The following is a 17,877-nucleotide window of genomic DNA, read 5'->3' on the forward strand; positions in this document are numbered from 1 at the left end:
CTCGGCATGGCCGGCACGCTCGTCGCGTGCGGCTCGTCCGGCGGCGACGAGGAGTCCGGCGGCTCCAAGACCGTGACGCTCGTCAGCCACGACTCGTGGGCCGCGTCCAAGGACGTCATCGCGGCCTTCGAGAAGCAGTCCGGCTACAAGGTCCGCGTCCTGGAGGACGGCGACGCCGGGCAGGCCGTCAACAAGGCCATCCTGACCAAGGACAACCCGCAGGGCGACGTCTTCTTCGGCGTCGACAACACCCTGCTGTCCCGCGCCCTCGACAACGGTCTGTTCCAGCCGTACCAGGCCAAGGGATCCGAGCGGATCAAGGCCGAGTACCGGGTCGACCGGGACAAGCACCGGGTCACACCCGTCGACACCGGCGACATCTGCGTCAACTACGACAAGAAGTACTTCGCCGACCGCGGTCTGCGGCCGCCGCGGAGCTTCGACGACCTGGTCAAGCCCGCGTACAAGAACCTGCTGGTCACCGAGAACGCCTCCTCGTCCTCGCCCGGCCTCGGCTTCCTGCTCGGCACCGCCGCGCGCTACGGGGAGGACGGGTGGGAGGGCTACTGGCTGAAGCTCAAGGCCAACGGCGTGAAGGTCGTCGACGGCTGGGAGCAGGCCTACAACGAGGAGTTCTCCGGTTCGGCCGGCGGGAAGAAGGCCAAGGGCGACCGGCCGCTCGTCGTGTCGTACGCCTCCTCGCCGCCCGCCGAGGTGGTCTTCGCCGACCCGAGGCCGGGCACCGCCCCGACCGGGGTGGCCGAGGGCACCTGCTTCCGGCAGGTCGAGTACGCCGGACTGCTGAGCAACGCGAAGAACGCCGAGGGCGGAAAGGCCCTCCTCGACTTCCTCATCAGCAAGAGGTTCCAGGAGGACATGCCGCTCAACATGTTCGTCTACCCGGTGACCGAGGACGCCCAGGTGCCACCCGAGTTCGTCACGTACGGTCCCCAGGCGAAGGCCCCGGAGACCATGGACCCGGCGCGGATCGCCGACCACCGTGACCAGTGGGTCAAGTCGTGGACCTCGCTCGTCCTGAAGTGACCGGCCGGACGCGGGGCGCGGCGGCGCGGCTCGGGCTGCTGGCCGTGCCCGTCGCGTTCTTCGCGGTCTTCTTCGCCTACCCCGTCGCCGCGATCGTCGCGCGCGGTCTGAAGGCCGACGGGGCCTGGCACCCCGGGCGGATCGGGGAGGTGCTGGCGCAGTCCGACGTCCGGCACGTCCTGTGGTTCACCACCTGGCAGGCGATCGTCTCCACCGCCCTCACGCTGCTGCTGGCGCTCCCCGGCGCGTACGTCTTCGCGCGCCTGGCGTTCCCGGGCAAGCAGGTGCTGCGGGCGGTCGTGACCGTGCCGTTCGTGCTGCCCACGGTCGTCGTCGGTACGGCGTTCCTGGCGCTGGTCGGGCGCGGGGGACTGCTCGACGAGCTGTGGGGCGTACGGCTGGACACCACCGTGTGGGCGATCCTGCTGGCGCACGTGTTCTTCAACTACGCGGTCGTCGTACGGACGGTCGGGGGGCTGTGGGCGCAGCTCGATCCGCGGCAGGAGGAGGCCGCGCGGATGCTCGGCGCGTCCCGCGCGCGGGCCTGGCGGCAGGTCACCCTGCCGGCCCTCGCCCCGGCCGTGGCCGCCGCCGCGCTCATGGTCTTCCTGTTCACCTTCACCTCCTTCGGTGTCGTCCAGATCCTCGGCGGGCCCACCTTCGCCACCCTGGAGGTGGAGATCTACCGGCAGACCTCCGAGATCTTCGACCTGTCCACGGCGGCCGTGCTGACGCTGATCCAGTTCGCCGCGGTGGGCGCCATCCTCGTCCTGCACGCCTGGACCGTACGGCGGCGCGAGAGCGCGCTGCGCCTGGTGGACCCGTCCGCGACCGCGCGCCGGCCGCGCGGCGCCGCGCAGTGGGCGCTGCTGGGCGGGGTCCTCGCCACCGTCGTCCTGCTGCTCCTGCTGCCGCTCGCCGTGCTGGTGCAGCGGTCGCTGGACGCGCCGGGCCTCGGCTACTACCGGGCGCTGACCCGCGAGGACGGGGGCGTGTTCCTGGTCCCGCCGATCGAGGCGATCGGCAACTCCCTGTCGTACGCCGTGGCCGCCACGCTCATCGCCGTGGTGATCGGCGGCCTGGCCGCCGTGGCGCTCACCCGCCGGGACGCCGGGCGGTTCGTGCGCGGCTTCGACGCGCTGCTGATGCTGCCGCTCGGGGTGTCGGCGGTGACCGTCGGGTTCGGCTTCCTGATCGCCCTGGACGAGCCGCCGCTGGATCTGCGGTCGGCATGGATCCTGGTGCCGCTCGCGCAGGCGCTGGTCGGGGTGCCGTTCGTGGTGCGGACCATGCTGCCGGTGCTGCGGGCCGTGGACACCCGGCTGCGGGAGGCGGCCGCGGTGCTCGGGGCCTCGCCCTGGCGGGTGTGGCGGGAGGTGGACCTGCCGCTCGTACGGCGGGCGCTGCTGATCGCGGCCGGGTTCGCCTTCGCGGTCTCGCTCGGGGAGTTCGGGGCGACCGTGTTCATCGCGCGGCCCGACAACCCGACGCTGCCGGTGGCCGTGGCCCGGCTGCTGGGACGGCCCGGCGACCTCAACTACGGGCAGGCGATGGCCCTGTCGACGATTCTGATGGTGGTGTGCGCGGTGGCCCTGCTGGTGCTGGAGAGACTGCGGACGGACCGGACCGGGGAGTTCTGAATGCTGCTGAGGCTGGAGGGCGCGACGGTCCGTTTCGGCGGGCGGGCCGTGCTGGACGCCGTCGACCTGGACGTCGCCGAGCACGAGGTCGTGTGCGTGCTGGGGCCGAGCGGCAGCGGCAAGTCGACGCTGCTGCGGGTGGTCGCGGGGCTGCAGCCGCTCGACTCCGGGCGGGTCTCGCTCGACGGGCGCGACCAGGCGGGCGTGCCCGCGCACCGGCGGGGCGTCGGGCTGATGTTCCAGGACCACCAGCTCTTCCCGCAGCGGGACGTGGCCGGCAACGTCGCCTTCGGCCTGCGCATGCACGGGACGTCCAAGCGCCACCAGGCCGAGCGCGTACGGGAGTTGCTGGACCTCGTGGGGCTGCCGGACGCCGGGCGGCGGTCCGTCGCCGCGCTGTCCGGCGGGGAGCAGCAGCGGGTCGCGCTGGCCCGGGCCCTGGCGCCGAGTCCGCGGCTGCTGATGCTGGACGAGCCCCTCGGCCAGCTGGACCGGTCGCTGCGGGAGCGGCTGGTCGTCGAACTGAAGGAGCTCTTCGGGCGGTTGGGCACCACCGTGCTCGCCGTCACGCACGACCAGGGGGAGGCCTTCGCGCTCGCCGACCGGGTCGTGGTGATGCGGGACGGGCGGATCGCCCAGTCCGGCACGCCCCTTGAGGTGTGGCAGCGGCCCGCCGACGCGTTCGTGGCCCGCTTCCTCGGCTTCGACAACGTCGTCGGGGCGACGGTCGGCGCGGGGGCGGCGGACACGCCGTGGGGCAAGGTGCCGGTGCCCGAGGGCGCGCCGCAGGGCACGCGGACGCTGCTCGTGCGGCCCGCCGGGGTGCGCCTGGTGCCCGCCGAAGCCGGACTGCGCTGCACGGTGGCCGCACGCACCTTCCGCGGCACCCACGTCGCCGTCCACCTGAAGCCCGGGGACGCCCCGCGCCTGGAGGCGGCGTGCGCGCTGCGGGCGGCGCCCGAGGTGGGGGACGAGGTCGGGGTGGAGTTCGACGCGGCCGAAATCGTGGTGCTCGACTGATCGGCGGCGGCCTAGGGTGCGGGCATGACTCAGCTCGCGCATGACCGCTACTGTGACGAGATCGCCCACCAGGTACGCCTGTTGAGGGCGGTGGTGGTCTCCGGCGCGGATCTGTCGGGCACCGTGCCGACCTGTCCGGACTGGTCGCTGGAGGACCTGGTCCGGCATCTGGGCGGTGCCCTGCGCTGGGTGGAGGTCATCGTACGGACCCGGGCGGCGGAAGAGGTGCCCGAGGAGCGGGTGCCCGGGATCGCCGGACCGGAGGCCCGCGGCGACGCCGCGGCGCTGGACGCATGGCTGGCCCTGAGCGGTGAGCGGGTCGTCGCGGCCCTGCGGGAGGCCGGGCCGGACGCCGTCGTGTGGGGCTGGGCGGGGGTCCTGAACTCCGGGTTCTGGGCCCGCCGGGTGACCCACGAGATCACCGTGCACCGCGCGGACGCCGCACTCGCCGCCGGAGTGCCCTACGCGGTCGCGCCCGACGTGGCCGCCGACGCGATCGACGAGTGGCTGCAGATCGTGCGGTACGTGCAGCGGACCGCGCCGGACGACGTGGTGGGCGAACTGCGCGGACCGGGCCGCAGCATCCATCTGCACGCCACGGACGCCGGTCCCGGACTGGACGCGGAGTGGTTCATCGAGCTGACCGAGGACGGTATCTCCTGGCGCCGGGGCCACGAGAAGGCCGGCGTCGCCCTGCGCGGACCGCTCACCTCCGTGCTGCTCGCCTTCTACCGCCGACTGCCCCTGGACGCACCGGAGCTGGAGGTGCTGGGAGACCGGGAGGTGCTGGAGTTCTGGCTGGAGCGGGCCACGTTCGGCTGAGAAGGGGCGTGGCCCGCCCTCTGGTCCAGGGGACGGGCCACGTCGCGTGGTGCGCGGGCGTCAGCTGTCGCTCTTCGCCCCGCGGCGGCGCATGCCGAAGAACACGGCACCGCCACCGGCGACGACCAGGGCCGCCGCGATGCCGGCGATGACGCCGGTGTTGGAGTCGGCACCGGTCTCGGCGAGGTTCGAGTCACCGGCCGCCGGGGCGGGCGCGTTGCCCGCCGGCGTGGTGCTCTCGCTCTGCGACGGCTCCGGAGCGGGCGTGCCGGTCTCCTCGGCCGGCTTCGACGGGGAGGCCGACGGGGTCGACGGGGCCGACGGGGTCGGCGTGGCCGGCGGGGTCGAGGCCGGGGGCTCCTCCCCCTTCGTGCAGGCCGTGGCGGGGGTGACGAGGTTCGGCTTGATGTCCTCGTCGACGTACGGGGTCGCCTTCACGTGGATGCGGTACTCCGCGTTCGGCTTCCAGTCCTCGGCGAAGGTGATGGTGGTGCCCTCGCGCGAGCCCTTGACGACCTGCTCGCCGACCTTCCTGGCGTCGGCGCCGTTGTTCTGCAGGTAGACGGTGACCGTGGCCGGGACACCGGCGGGGTCCACGTCGGTGACGGTGATGACGCCCTTGTCGCCGTCGCACTTCGCCTCGGCGGAGAACTCGTTGATGTTGCAGGCGAGCGCGTTGCCGGAGGCACCGAGCGCGAGCGCGGCCGAGGCCGAGACGACACCGAGGACGCGCAGGGAGCGAGCGACGGTACGGCGCGAGGCCGTACGGCGGGATACGGACAGAACTGCCACGTTTGTCCTTTACAGGATGCGTAATGCGGGGGGTTGGCGGCGGTGTTGACGGAACATCAGCACCACCTGGAGGCTCACAGGTCTATAAGCGCCGCATAAGTAGTGTCAACGCATATGCAGCTTGCAAGCACTTGCTTTGCCAGCTTATTAATCGCCGAGACGTTTCAACGCCTCGGGCACCTCTTCGATCCGGTCGACGAGCGCGATCCGCGTCGCCATCGGCCGCTGTCCGGCGAGCGATGTGAGCAGCGGCCACGCCGGCAGCCGCTCCGTCCAGTGGGAGCGGTTCACGAGCACCATGGGCGTCGGCTCGCCACGGGACTCGTAGTAGTTGGGCGTCGCGTTGTCGAAGATCTCCTGTACCGTCCCGGCGGCGCCCGGCAGGAACACCACACCCGCGTTGCACCGGGCCAGCAGGCCGTCCTCGCGGGTGGCGTTGGCGAAGTACTTGGCGATGTGCGAGGCGAAGGCGTTCGGCGGCTCGTGGCCGTAGAACCACGTGGGGATGCCGACCGAGCGCCCGCCCCGGGGCCAGCGGGTGCGCACCTCGAAGGCGGCCGTCGCCCACTGGGTGATCGACGGGGTGAAGTGCGGTGCCTTGCCCAGCAGTTCGAGGGACTCGGCGAGCATCTCCGCGCCGAACGGGGCGGCGTAGGCCCCGAGGTTCGCCGCCTCCATCGCGCCGGGGCCACCGCCCGTGGCGACCGTGAAGCCGGCCCGGGCCAGCTCCCGGCCGAGGCGGGCGGCGCCCGCGTACTCCTCGGTGCCGCGGGCCATCGCGTGGCCGCCCATCACGCCCACCACCCGGGCGCCGGTGAGCAGTTCGTCCAGGGCGTCCGAGACGGAGTCGTCGTGGACCGCGCGCAGCATGGACGCGTAGATGTCGCCGTCCGCCTTCGTGCGCTGGAACCAGGCGTAGGCGCGGGCGTCGGGCGTGGCCTCGTAGCCGTCCGGCAGCGACGCGAACAACTCGTCCGGCGAGTAGAGCAGACCGCGGTACGGGTCGAAGGGCAGGCCGGGGACGGGCGGGAAGACCAGGGCGCCGTCGGCGCGGATCTTCACGGCCGCGTCCTCCCGCATCGCGCAGCCGAGGAAGATCGCGCCGGCCGTGTCCGTGGTGAGCAGCTCGCGCGTGCGGTCCGTCAGGTCGACGGCCTGGACGCGATAGCCGGCGAGCGTGCCGCGTGCCGAGACGGTCGCGTCGAACTCGGCGAGGGTCTCTATCTCACGGTCGTCATGGTGGGCCGCATGGGCGGGCATCGTCTGCACCCGCCCATGCTGGCACAGCGGCCCTCAGCCCTGGACGGCCGACGGGTCCATCCACACGACCTCGAAGGTGTGGCCGTCCGGGTCGTCGAAGGCTCGGCCGTACATGAAGCCGTGGTCCTGGGTCTCGCCGCTGACGGAACCGCCCGCGGCGACCGCCTTGTCCACGAGCTCGTCGACCTTCTCGCGGCTCTCGGCGCTCAGCGCGATCAGCACCTCGCTGGTCTGCGTCGCGTCCGCGATCTGCTTCTTCGTGAACTGCGCGTACTTGTCCTTCGTGTGCACCATCACGACGATGGTGTCGCTGATCACGACGGAGGCGGTCGAGTCGTCGCTGAACTGCTCGTTGATCGAGTAGCCCAGCTCCGTGAAGAACTTCTTCGAGGCGCCGAGGTCGTTGACGCACAGGTTCACGAAGATCATCTGCTGGTACATGGGGTCTCTCCCAACGGGTCCGTGTCGTTACGCGGGATTAGACCGGGCACAGGCGCCGGACTCATCGCTGTCCGGAGATTTTTTTCGTACGGGTTTTCTCGACGGCGCCGGGGGAGGGCCGGGCGGGTCAGCGTGCCAGGGGCAGGGCCGCCAGCTCGGCGACCGTCAGGGTGAGCGGACCGAACAGGGCGAGCAGTGCGCCCGCGCGCAGGGCGGCGGCGCCGCGCAGCATCCTCGCCGGGGCCCCCAGGCGCAGCAGCGCGTTGGTCGTGTCGGCGCGTACCTGCCGTGCCTCGACGGCGGCCGTGAGCAGCGTCCCCACCGTGCAGCCGGTCACCAGGAGCACGCCGAGCAGGGTGAGCGGGCCGAGGGACAGACCGTCGGGGGCGTGCAGCAGCACCATGGCCCACGCGGCCGACAGCACCGCGCTGACGACGCCCAGGGGGCGGCCGATGCGGCCGGCCTCCGCCATGAGGACGCGACCGGCCAGCAACCGCAGGGCACCGGGCCGGGCCGACTGGAGGAGGAGTCCGCACAGGTGCGTCAGGCCCGGTCCGGCCAGGGCCAGCCCGACGGCGGCCAGGGCCCAGCCCGCCAGGACGCCGGGGGAGGCGCCGGAGAAGGTGAGGTCGGGGGCGGCCGGGGCGGTGCGGCTCGTGTAGGTCTCCACGGCGAGACCCGCGGCCAGCAGGGTGATGCCCCAGGGGAGACCGGTGGGAGCGGCGGTGGGGGAGACACCGGGCACGGGCGTCTCCGGCAGGGCCGCCGCGAGGGCGGCGGGGTCGTCGGCGCCGCGCGCCGCGGCCGGGTACGGGGCGGACCGCTGGGCGGGAGTCCCCTCGGCTCGGGCCGCGCTCACCGAGTGCGGCCCGTCCGGGCGCCCTGCGGCGTGGGCGGCGGTCCGCGGGTCGGGTGTCGCCGGGTGCCGGGCCGGGGCGGCAGCGGCGGCCGGGGCACGGCCCGCGGACGGGCCGTCGGAGTGGTCGCTGCCCGGGCCGGGCTCCCCCGTGTGCGGGGCCGGGTCACCGGCCGGCCGGGCGGCGCCCCCGCGTTCCGGCTGCGCCGGGTGCCGCGCCGGGTCGCCGTACGGGATCACCGCGCTCACCGCGTCGCGTGCCGGGGGGTCCGCGAGCGCGCTCACCGGGCCGCCGGAGCCGGGCCCTGCACCGGAGCCGGAGGCCGCCCCGGAGCCGGAGCGTGCAGCGGAGCCGGAGCCTGTTCCCGCACCGGAGCCGGACCCTGCGCCGGAGCCGGACCCTGTGTCGGACCCGGGCTCCGCGTCGGAGGTGTCGGAGGTGGGCCCTGAAGCGGATCCAGTGGCGGTGCCGGTGCCCGCGGCGGTCGCCGTCGTGGCCGATTCGCCCGTGCGTGCCTGCGGAGGTGCGCCCTGCGGCGCCGCGTCGGCGGAGGGGCCGGGCGCGGGCCGGACGATCTGCCGTCCGAACCGGCCGTACGCCCCGAAGGTCTCGCGCCTGCTCTCGCGGCGGTACGCGCCGAAGCGGCCGTACGTCCGGGACGCCCGGGGCGCGGCCGGTCCCGCCTCCCTCGGCCGGAGCACCGTCACCACGGCCGCCGACGCGCCGACGGGCACGATCCCCAGCAGGGTCAGCGTGCCCGCCAGGGGCAGGGGCCGGCCCGAGGCCAGGGGCCCGGCGGCCGCCCCGTCGAAGGGCAGGCCGGACAGATCGCCCCGCAGGTGCAGGAACACGAGCAGGGCCAGCATGGAGCCGAGCGTGCAGGACAGGGCCGTCGTGGCCGCCGAGAGGGCCATCAGCCGCACCGGGCCGAGGCCGATCGCGGCGAGGCCGGGGCGGGGTTTCGTGGCCGGGTCGGTGCGTGCCACCGCGACGGCGAAGTAGATCGTGGCGGCCAGCGGGGCCGCGCACCACGCCAGCCGCGTCACGGACTCGCCGGTGGCGCCGGGGTGGCCGAGGGCGTGCGCCAGGGCGCACAGCAACAGGAAGCTCGTGCCCGCCGCGGCCGCCGTGACCAGGAGGCGGCGCACCTGGACGGCGGGGTGGGCGCCGCGGGTCAGACGGAGAGCGAGCACGCGGCCCGGCCTTCCGGCTCGGCGGTCTCGGCGACCGGCGGCAGGTGCACCGTCTGCACGCGCCGCCCGTCGAGCAGCGACACCGTGCGGTCGGCGAGCGCCGCGGTCTCCGGGTCGTGGGTGGCCAGCACCACGGTGATGCCGTGGGAGCGGGCCGCCGTGGTGAGGGTGCGCAGCACGTGGGAGCGGTCGGCGCGGTGCAGGGGAGCCGTCGGCTCGTCGGCGAACAGCACCGACGGGGCGGTGGCGAGCGCGCGGGCGATGCAGACCCGCTGCCGCTCGGCCTGCACCAGCTGGTGCGGGCGCTTGCGGGCGCCGTCGCCGATGTCGAGGCGCTCCAGCCACTCCAGGGCCGTGGTCTTGGCGCGACGGCGTCCGGTGCCGCGCAGCATCAGCGGCAGGGCGGTGTTCTCCCAGGCGTTGAGCTCCGGGACCAGGGAGGGGGCCGGGTCGATCCAGCCGAAGCGGTCCCGGCGCAGCCGTTCCCGGGTGAGCGGGCCCATGGTGTGCACGGGCACGCTGTTGAACCAGACCTCGCCGCGCCGCACGGGCACCAGGCCGGACAGGCACCGCAGCAGGGTCGTCTTCCCGCTGCCGCGCGGGCCGCTGACGGCGAGGATCTCGCCCTCGCGGACGCCGAGCGAGACACCGCAGAGCGCGGGCGAGCCGTCGTCGTGCTGGAAGTGCAGGGCACGTGCCCAGAGCACGTCGTTGTCCGGCGGGGCCTCCATGGGCGTACACCTCGGTTCAGATCCGTAGTTCCCGTGCCATCCCCCGTGCGGGGGAACGAAGGCAGGGCCGATCGGTCACTGGGCACGCTAGGCAGAAAAGCGGCCCGGCTCCGGACAGCACGCGGCCCCGGGCCGCCGTTTCTCACTCGAACGGGCGTCACCGGGGCCGGTGTTGATCATCCAGGCAGACGATCGGAGCGACGCGGGAGCCCGGGATGGTCAGAGCTTGGTCCACGCCTCCGTGAGGGTGGCCCGCAGGATCTGCTCGATCTCGTCGAACGTCGACTGGTCCGAGATCAGCGGCGGGGCGAGCTGCACGACCGGGTCGCCGCGGTCGTCGGCCCGGCAGTACAGGCCGTTCTCGTACAGCTTCTTGGACAGGAAGCCGTACAGGACGCGCTCGGTCTCGTCCGCGTCGAAGGACTCCTTGGTGGCCTTGTCCTTGACGAGTTCGATGCCGTAGAAGAAGCCGTTGCCGCGGACGTCGCCGACGATGGGCAGGTCGTGGAGCTTCTCCAGGGTGGCGCGGAAGTTGCCCTCGTTGTCCAGGACGTGCTGGTTGAGGTTCTCGCGCTCGAACAGGTCGAGGTTGGCCAGGCCCACGGCCGCGGAGACCGGGTGGCCGCCGAAGGTGTAGCCGTGCAGGAAGGTGTTGTCGCCCTTGTAGAACGGCTCGGCCAGGCGGTCGGAGATGATGCAGGCGCCGATCGGGGAGTAGCCCGAGGTCATGCCCTTGGCGCAGGTGATCATGTCCGGCACGTAGTCGAACTTGTCGCAGGCGAAGTACGTGCCCAGGCGGCCGAAGGCGCAGATGACCTCGTCGGAGACGAGCAGCACGTCGTGCCGGTCGCAGATCTCGCGCACGCGCTGGAAGTAGCCGGGCGGGGGCGGGAAGCAGCCGCCCGCGTTCTGCACGGGCTCCAGGAACACCGCGGCGACCGTGTCCGGGCCCTCGAAGAGGATCTGCTGCTCGATCTGGTCGGCGGCCCAGCGGCCGAAGGCCTCCGGGTCGTCACCGAAGAGCGGCGCGCGGTAGATGTTGGTGTTCGGGACCTTGTGCGCGCCCGGCACCAGCGGCTCGAACGGGGCCTTCAGGCCCGGCAGGCCGGTGATGGACAGGGCGCCCTGCGGGGTGCCGTGGTAGGCGACCGCCCGGGATATGACCTTGTGCTTGGTGGGCTTGCCGACCAGCTTGAAGTACTGCTTGGCGAGCTTCCAGGCGGTCTCGACGGCCTCGCCGCCACCGGTGGTGAAGAAGACCTTGTTCAGGTCGCCCGGCGCGTGGTGGGCCAGGCGCTCGGCCAGCTCGATCGCCTTGGGGTGGGCGTAGGACCAGACGGGGAAGAACGCGAGCTCCTGCGCCTGCTTGAAGGCGGTCTCGGCGAGCTCCACGCGGCCGTGCCCGGCCTGCACCACGAACAGCCCGGCGAGGCCGTCCAGGTAGCGCTTGCCCTGGTCGTCGTAGATGTACGTGCCCTCGCCCCGGACGATGGTGGGGACGGGGGCCTTCTCGTACGACGACATGCGCGTGAAGTGCATCCACAGGTGGTCGTACGCGGACTGGGAGAGGTCCTTGCTCACGGCTATCGGGTCCTCACGGTTATCGGGTTCCCCACATGTAGGTCTGCTTCTTGAGCTTGAGGTAGACGAAGCTCTCGGTGGAGCGCACTCCGGGGACGGCCCGGATGCGTCTGTTGATGACGTCCAGGAGGTGGTCGTCGTCCTCGCAGACGATCTCCACCATCAGGTCGAAGGAGCCTGCGGTCATCACCACGTACTCGCACTCGGACATGGCCGTCAGCGCGTCCGCCACCGCCTCCACGTCGCCTTCGACGTTGACGCCGACCATCGCCTGTCTGCGGAAGCCCACGGTGAGCGGGTCCGTGACGGCGACGATCTGCATCACGCCCTGGTCGAGCAGCTTCTGGACGCGCTGGCGCACGGCCGCCTCGGACAGGCCCACGGCCTTGCCGATGGCGGCGTACGGCCGGCGGCCGTCCTCCTGCAGCTGCTCGATGATGGCGAGGGAGACGGCGTCCAGCTGGGGCGAGCTGCCGTTCCTGGACTCGCGGGAGGGCTCGCGGTGCTCCCGCGAGCCCTTCTGGTCTGCGCTTCGACTGGCCACGGGGTCACTGTGCACGAGGTCTCGACACTTCCGCAAGCCTCGATCGATGAAATCCGTTGTTTCGATAGTCCAGTCCTGCGGATTCCGCACCAGCGGACGGAGCGGGGGTGTTGAAAACGTGGGTCGGCCGACTAGGGTGGGTGTCTCAAGTGATGGACATCCGAACTGGAGGGCCGGCAGTGAGCACCGAGCTGCGTCGTCTGCGCAACTACATCGGCGGTGAGTTCCGGGACGCCGCCGACGGACGGACCACCGAGGTGGTCAATCCCGCGACGGGCGAGGCGTACGCGACCGCTCCGCTGTCGGGGCAGGCGGACGTGGACGCCGCCATGGCGGCGGCCGCCGAGGCCTTCCCCGGCTGGCGCGACACCACGCCCGCCGAGCGCCAGAAGGCCCTGCTGAAGATCGCGGACGCCTTCGAGGAGCGCGCCGAGGAGCTGATCGCGGCCGAGGTGGAGAACACGGGCAAGCCGGTCGGGCTGACCCGCTCCGAGGAGATCCCGCCGATGGTCGACCAGATCCGCTTCTTCGCGGGTGCCGCGCGGATGCTGGAGGGCCGCTCGGCCGGCGAGTACATGGAGGGCCTGACCTCCATCGTGCGCCGCGAGCCGGTCGGCGTCTGCGCGCAGGTCGCGCCGTGGAACTACCCGATGATGATGGCCGTGTGGAAGTTCGCCCCGGCGATCGCGGCGGGCAACACGGTCGTGCTGAAGCCGTCGGACACCACCCCGGCCTCCACGGTCCTGATCGCGGAGATCCTCGGCGGGATCCTGCCCAAGGGCGTCTTCAACGTCATCTGCGGCGACCGCGAGACCGGCCGCATGATGGTCGAGCACCCCGTCCCGGCCATGGCCTCCATCACCGGCTCGGTGCGCGCCGGCATCCAGGTCGCCGAGTCCGCCTCCAAGGACGTCAAGCGCGTCCACCTGGAGCTGGGCGGCAAGGCGCCGGTCGTGGTCTTCGAGGACACCGACATCGCCAAGGCCGTCGAGGACATCTCGGTCGCGGGCTACTTCAACGCCGGCCAGGACTGCACGGCCGCCACGCGCGTCCTCGTCCACGAGTCCATCCACGACGAGTTCGTCTCCGCGCTGGCGAAGGCCGCCGCCGACACCAAGACGGGGCAGCCGGACGACGAGGACGTGCTGTACGGGCCGCTGAACAACCCCAACCAGCTCAAGCAGGTCGAGGGCTTCATCGAGCGCCTGCCCGCGCACGCGCGCGTGGAGGCCGGGGGCAAGCGGGTCGGCGACCAGGGCTACTTCTACGCGCCGACCGTCGTCTCGGGCCTGAAGCAGGACGACGAGATCATCCAGAACGAGGTCTTCGGCCCGGTCATCACCGTGCAGTCCTTCCGCGACGAGGACCAGGCCGTGGAGTGGGCCAACGGCGTGGAGTACGCGCTCGCGTCCTCGGTGTGGACCAAGGACCACGGCCGCGCCATGCGGATGAGCAAGAAGCTCGACTTCGGCTGCGTGTGGATCAACACGCACATCCCGCTGGTCGCGGAGATGCCGCACGGCGGCTTCAAGAAGTCCGGCTACGGCAAGGACCTGTCGGCGTACGGCTTCGACGACTACACGCGCATCAAGCACGTGATGACGTCCCTGGACGCGTAGTCACGCCGTGTGGAGCGGCCCCGGGCGCCATCTTCCGTTCTAGTGGTCGTCGCAACACCCCAGCTCAGGGGATGCGATGGACTTCGAGATCCGGGAGGACCGGGGGCAGGCGCCAGGCCGTAAGGCCCTGGTCCGTGAGCGGGAGGAAGAATTCCGGCGCACCGCCGCCCTCACCCGGAACGCACGGGGCTGCGACGGCGGCCCGACCGTCGTCCCCGTCCAGCCGGCCGGCGGACGTCGTCAGGGACGTCGACGAGGGGCAGGGCAGGGGCAGGGCGCGATCCGCCGCGGCACCGGCACGGACGGTGCGCCGGTGCCGCGGTGCCTCACCCGCGTGGCCCCGGCCGATCCGGCGACGGCGCCGCAGCGCTCGCGCGCGCGGCGCACAGCACGTCGACGCGGTTGGTCGTGATCGAGTCCACGCCCGCGGCCAGCAGCCGGCGCATGGAGCGGCGGGTGTCGGGGGTCCAGACGGACAGCAGGTAGCCGTCGCGGTGCACACGGTCGGCCAGCGGGCGGTCCACCAGCGGGAAACGGTAGTTGAGCCAGCGCGGGCGGATCGCCTCCAGCAGCACCGGCCGCGGCGGGGCCAGGGTCGTCCAGGTGAGGGCGATCTCGGCGGCCGGGTCGGCCGCGCGCACCGCCAGCATGGCGTCGGCGCCCGCGCAGTAGTACACGCGGTCCGCCGCCCCGGCCTCCCCGACGGCGTCCATGACCCGGCGCACCGCCCGCACGCCGGGCGAACCGGGCAGGTCGATCATCACCCGGTGCCCGTCGGTCGCGGCCAGCGCCTCCGTCAGGGTCGGCACCCCGCCGCCCGTCAGCCCGCGCACCTCGTCGCAGGAGAGCGCGAGCACCGGCCGCTCGTGCTCCCAGAGCCGCTTGAGCGTGTCGTCGTGCAGCAGTACCGGCACACCGTCCCGGGTGAGCCGTACGTCGACCTCCACCGCGTCCGCGCCCCGGGCCAGCGCGGACCTCAGCGAGGCCACGGTGTTCTCGCGGACGCGGTAGGGGTCGCCCCGGTGGGCCACGGCGGTCACCGGCCGCCCGGGGCGCTGTGCGGAGGACGTCACCGGCCGAGCCACCCGGCGGTGTACGTGTCGATCTCGCCCTTGATCCGGGCCTTGCCGGCGTCGTCCAGGAAGGACACCTCGACGGCGTTCTTCGCGAGGTCCGCCAGGCCCCGCTCGTCGAGGCCGAGGAGCCGGGCGGCGACCGCGTACTCGTTGTTCAGGTCGGTGCCGAACATCGGCGGGTCGTCGGAGTTGATCGTGACGACCACCCCGGCCCGCACGAACTCCTTGACCGGGTGCTCGTCGAGGGTGCGGACCGCGCGCGTGGCGATGTTCGAGGTCGGGCACACCTCCAGCGCGATCCGGTGCTCGGCGAGGTGCGCGAGCAGCTTCGGGTCCCGCGCGGAGCTGGTGCCGTGCCCGATGCGCTCCGCCCGCAGGTGCGTCAGCGCGTCCCACACCGTCTCCGGGCCGGTGGTCTCGCCGGCGTGCGGCACGGAGTGCAGCCCGGCCGCGATCGCGCGGTCGAAGTAGGGCTTGAACTGCGGCCGGGGCACACCGACCTCCGGACCGCCGAGCCCGAAGGAGACCAGTCCCTCCGGGCGCAGCCGGTCGTCGGTGGCGAGCCGGGTCGTCTCCTCGGCGGCTTCCAGACCCGCCTCGCCGGGGATGTCGAAGCACCAGCGCAGCACGGTCCCGAACTCGGCCTCGGCGGCCTTGCGGGCGTCCTCGATCGCGTCCATGAAGGCCCGCTCGTCGATGCCGCGCCGGGTGGACGAGAACGGCGTGATGGTCAGCTCGGCGTACCGCACCTGCTGCCGGGCGAGTTCCCGGGCCACCTCGTAGGTCAGCAGCCGGACGTCCTCCGGGGTGCGGATCAGGTCGACGACCGACAGGTACACCTCGATGAAGTGCGCGAAGTCGGTGAAGGTGAAGTAGTCGGCCAGGGCCTCGGGGTCGGTCGGCACCTTCGAGTCGGGGTGCCGGGCGGCCAGCTCGGAGACGATCCGGGGGGAGGCGGAACCCACGTGGTGCACGTGCAGTTCGGCCTTGGGCAGTCCGGCGATGAAGGCCCGCAGATCGCGCGGGGCCTGGGGGTCGACGAGGTGCTCGGTCAAGGGTTCCTCCCCGGAACGGCGCCGGGCCGGCACGAGGGCGGCGGGCGCGGGTGATCGGCTGATCGGTGACTCGGGACTCATCCTAGGCGGGGGAGCGGCGCCGCGAGGGGCGCGGGGCCGGGCGCCGGCCCTCGGCCCCGTCGGGGCGCGCACACCCCGCGCACCCGCCCTGTGGCCCGTGCCGCACGGCCCGTAGCATGGCGGCACGATCGACCCAGGGGGGATGCACAGATGACGGACCCGACGCAGCCCGGCGCGGGCGGCGGCCACGACCCGTGGGCGCCCCCGGAGCACAAACCGTCGCTCGACAAGGACCAGCCGCCCGCCCAGGGGCCGCCCTCCGTGCACGACCAGGCCACGGTCACCTCGATGCCGAGCGCCGGTCTCACCCCGCCCGCCGGCACCCCCCGGTACGACACCCCCGGCTCCGGCGCGGTCCCGCCCCCGCCCGTCGCCCCCACCGGCCCGGCCCCCGGCGGCTACGGCTACCCCGGCTACCCGCAGTCCGGTTACGGCTGGCCCGGCATGCCCGCGGCCCCGCAGAACGGCATGGGCATCGCCGCGATGGTGCTCGGCATCGTCTCCTGCACGCTCTTCTGCCTGTACGGCGTGGTCTCCCTGGTCACCGGCATCCTCGCCGTCGTCTTCGGCATCAAGGGCCGCAGGCGCGCCGAGGCGGGTGTGGCCACCAACCACGGCCAGGCCCAGGCGGGTCTGATCATGGGCATCATCGGGATCATCCTCGGCATCACCGTGATCGTCCTGATCGCGGTCGGCATCACGGCCGCCATCAACAGCGACCAGAACGACGACCCGTACTACGGCGCCCCGCGCCCCGCCGTCACCGCACCCGTCCTGCGCTGAACTCCCGTACTCCCCGGCCGGGCCGGCCACTACGATTCCCGGGTCTGACAACGGAGGGGAGCACGTCCATGTCCAACGCCCATCCCACACCCGGTGGCTTCGGCCCGCCGTCGCAGCCCCCGCAGCAGCCGGCCCCCGGCTACGGCTACCCGCAGCAGTCCGGACCGGGCTACGGCTACCCCCAGAGCGGCCCCGGCTACCCGGCCGCACCGCCGGTGGGCTACCCGCAGGCCGCCGGTTACGCGATGCCCGTGCAGCCGAGCAACGGCATGGGAACCGCGGGTCTGGTGCTGGGCATCATCGGCGTGGTGTGCAGCATGACCGTCGTGCTGTGGTTCTTGGGCGTGATCCTCGGCATCCTGGCGATCATCTTCGGTGCCGTGGGCCGGGGCAAGGCCACCCGTGGTGAGGCCACCAACAAGGGCGCGGCGACCGCCGGGCTGGTCTGCGGCATCGTCGCCACGGTGATCCTGCCGCTGCTGGGGTTCCTGCTGTTCGCGAGCGTCATGGGCGGGCTCGGCGCGGCTTCCTGAGCCGAGCCGTCTCAAGGCACCCGGGGGCCGCGCTCACCGGGTGCCGCGGTCGCCGAGGGGCCGGTCCCGGACCGGCCTTCTCCTCATGCCCCGGCCGTCCGCAGCCGCTCCCGCGCCGCCATCAGCGCGAAGCCCAGCAGGTTCGGCCCCCGCCACCGCTCCGGGTCCGCCGCCGCCTCGTCATCCGCGGCCAGCCCGATGCCCCACACCCGGTCCACGGGGCTCGCCTCGACCAGGACCCGCTCGCCCGTGCCCAGCAGGAAGCCCTGGAGGTCCGGGTGGGCCGCGAACTTGTGGACGCCGCCCTCCACCACGATCCCGAACCGCTCTCTGGCCCAGGTCGCCTCGTCGAACCCGCGCACCAGCCGCCCGGCCTTCTTCGCCTCGGCGGGATGCGCGGCGGCCAGCACGGCACGCTCGGCCGCCGCGTCCCCGAAGAGCCGGGCCTTGCCCGCCATCATCCAGTGCTCGGCGGTCGCGTACTCCACGCCGTCCACCGTGAACGGCGACGGCCACCACTGGCTCAGGCAGCTCACGCCGATCCGGCCGTCCGGCCGTGGCCGGTGCCCCCAGAAGTGCAGATACTTGACCCTGGCCCCCGCGCGGACCGCCCTGATCAGCGCGTCCCGTGAGTCCACCGCCCCCGTGATCTCCTCCATGCACGCGAGTCTGGCACGCACCACTGACACAGCGTCCCGCCTTTTCGCGGCGGACTCGACACCTGGTCGACAGATTCCGTCGCGTAACCAAAAATCAACAACGGAATCACTTGTTGGAGTCCCATCCCTCTGTCAGGATCGGCACT

The 17,877-nt window shown here is 72.8% G+C and carries 17 protein-coding genes; 7 read left to right on the top strand and 10 right to left on the bottom strand.

Going from position 1 to position 17,877, the window contains the following annotated elements; translation table 11 throughout:
* Positions 1 to 6: 6 nt before the first annotated feature.
* Genes AC07DA_RS07010 through AC07DA_RS07025 form a run of 4 tightly spaced genes read left to right on the top strand, consistent with a single transcriptional unit; the run spans position 7 to position 4,526 of the window.
* Positions 7 to 1,044 (top strand): thiamine ABC transporter substrate-binding protein, encoded by a 1,038-nt coding sequence (locus AC07DA_RS07010; protein ID WP_479125432.1) that lies wholly within the window; start codon positions 7 to 9, stop codon positions 1,042 to 1,044.
* A complete protein-coding gene (locus AC07DA_RS07015; protein ID WP_479125292.1) occupies positions 1,020 to 2,684 on the top strand; it encodes an ABC transporter permease in 1,665 nt (554 codons plus the stop codon). Before AC07DA_RS07010 ends, AC07DA_RS07015 begins: the two co-directional genes overlap by 25 nt.
* Complete coding sequence (locus AC07DA_RS07020) at positions 2,685 to 3,704, top strand: ABC transporter ATP-binding protein (protein WP_479125293.1); 1,020 nt, start codon at positions 2,685 to 2,687, stop codon at positions 3,702 to 3,704.
* Positions 3,705 to 3,728: 24 nt separating this feature from the next.
* Positions 3,729 to 4,526 carry a maleylpyruvate isomerase family mycothiol-dependent enzyme gene (locus tag AC07DA_RS07025; protein ID WP_479125295.1) on the top strand — a complete coding sequence of 266 codons (798 nt, stop codon included), beginning with the start codon at positions 3,729 to 3,731 and terminating at the stop codon, positions 4,524 to 4,526.
* Positions 4,527 to 4,586: 60 nt separating this feature from the next.
* Here the strand turns inward: AC07DA_RS07025 and AC07DA_RS07030 are convergent, their stop codons facing one another.
* The 7 genes from AC07DA_RS07030 to AC07DA_RS07060 form a co-directional block, all read right to left on the bottom strand.
* Positions 4,587 to 5,318, bottom strand: a complete 732-nt coding sequence (locus tag AC07DA_RS07030; protein ID WP_479125297.1) for an LAETG motif-containing sortase-dependent surface protein — start codon at positions 5,316 to 5,318, stop codon at positions 4,587 to 4,589.
* A gap of 147 nt (positions 5,319 to 5,465) precedes the next feature.
* Positions 5,466 to 6,587 (bottom strand): LOG family protein, encoded by a 1,122-nt coding sequence (locus tag AC07DA_RS07035; RefSeq protein WP_479125298.1) that lies wholly within the window; start codon positions 6,585 to 6,587, stop codon positions 5,466 to 5,468.
* A gap of 24 nt (positions 6,588 to 6,611) precedes the next feature.
* Positions 6,612 to 7,019: a VOC family protein gene (locus AC07DA_RS07040; RefSeq protein ID WP_479125299.1), complete on the bottom strand. Its 408-nt coding sequence runs from the start codon at positions 7,017 to 7,019 to the stop codon at positions 6,612 to 6,614.
* A gap of 127 nt (positions 7,020 to 7,146) precedes the next feature.
* Complete coding sequence (locus tag AC07DA_RS07045) at positions 7,147 to 9,069, bottom strand: hypothetical protein (RefSeq protein ID WP_479125300.1); 1,923 nt, start codon at positions 9,067 to 9,069, stop codon at positions 7,147 to 7,149.
* Entirely contained in the window at positions 9,051 to 9,800 is a 750-nt protein-coding gene (locus AC07DA_RS07050) for an ABC transporter ATP-binding protein (RefSeq protein ID WP_479125302.1), read from the bottom strand. Before AC07DA_RS07050 ends, AC07DA_RS07045 begins: the two co-directional genes overlap by 19 nt.
* 219 nt (positions 9,801 to 10,019) lie before the next feature.
* Positions 10,020 to 11,381 (bottom strand): aspartate aminotransferase family protein, encoded by a 1,362-nt coding sequence (locus tag AC07DA_RS07055; RefSeq protein WP_479125303.1) that lies wholly within the window; start codon positions 11,379 to 11,381, stop codon positions 10,020 to 10,022.
* A 19-nt stretch (positions 11,382 to 11,400) separates the two neighbouring features.
* Positions 11,401 to 11,940 carry an Lrp/AsnC family transcriptional regulator gene (locus tag AC07DA_RS07060; protein WP_479125305.1) on the bottom strand — a complete coding sequence of 180 codons (540 nt, stop codon included), beginning with the start codon at positions 11,938 to 11,940 and terminating at the stop codon, positions 11,401 to 11,403.
* 164 nt (positions 11,941 to 12,104) lie between these two features.
* On the opposite strand from AC07DA_RS07060, the gene AC07DA_RS07065 reads away from it, so the two are divergent.
* On the top strand, positions 12,105 to 13,544 hold the full coding sequence (locus tag AC07DA_RS07065; RefSeq protein WP_309096145.1) for a gamma-aminobutyraldehyde dehydrogenase: 1,440 nt from the start codon (positions 12,105 to 12,107) through the stop codon (positions 13,542 to 13,544).
* Positions 13,545 to 13,870: 326 nt separating this feature from the next.
* Here the strand turns inward: AC07DA_RS07065 and AC07DA_RS07070 are convergent, their stop codons facing one another.
* Together AC07DA_RS07070 and AC07DA_RS07075 are read right to left on the bottom strand one after the other, a co-directional pair.
* Positions 13,871 to 14,617, bottom strand: a complete 747-nt coding sequence (locus AC07DA_RS07070) for a glycerophosphodiester phosphodiesterase (RefSeq protein WP_479125308.1) — start codon at positions 14,615 to 14,617, stop codon at positions 13,871 to 13,873.
* Positions 14,614 to 15,675 (bottom strand): adenosine deaminase, encoded by a 1,062-nt coding sequence (locus AC07DA_RS07075; protein ID WP_479125310.1) that lies wholly within the window; start codon positions 15,673 to 15,675, stop codon positions 14,614 to 14,616. The genes AC07DA_RS07070 and AC07DA_RS07075 overlap by 4 nt, the downstream gene beginning before the upstream one ends.
* 231 nt (positions 15,676 to 15,906) lie before the next feature.
* Here AC07DA_RS07075 and AC07DA_RS07080 point away from each other — a divergent pair, with 231 nt between their 5' ends.
* Together AC07DA_RS07080 and AC07DA_RS07085 are read left to right on the top strand one after the other, a co-directional pair.
* A complete protein-coding gene (locus AC07DA_RS07080) occupies positions 15,907 to 16,539 on the top strand; it encodes a DUF4190 domain-containing protein (RefSeq protein ID WP_479125312.1) in 633 nt (210 codons plus the stop codon).
* Between the two features lie 68 nt (positions 16,540 to 16,607).
* Positions 16,608 to 17,072, top strand: a complete 465-nt coding sequence (locus tag AC07DA_RS07085; protein ID WP_479125314.1) for a DUF4190 domain-containing protein — start codon at positions 16,608 to 16,610, stop codon at positions 17,070 to 17,072.
* An 83-nt stretch (positions 17,073 to 17,155) separates the two neighbouring features.
* Here AC07DA_RS07085 and AC07DA_RS07090 read toward each other — a convergent pair whose 3' ends face one another.
* Positions 17,156 to 17,731 carry an NADAR family protein gene (locus tag AC07DA_RS07090; protein ID WP_479125316.1) on the bottom strand — a complete coding sequence of 192 codons (576 nt, stop codon included), beginning with the start codon at positions 17,729 to 17,731 and terminating at the stop codon, positions 17,156 to 17,158.
* Between the last annotated feature and the right edge of the window lie 146 nt (positions 17,732 to 17,877).

It is taken from the genome of Streptomyces sp. NPDC044921, from assembly GCF_056432865.1.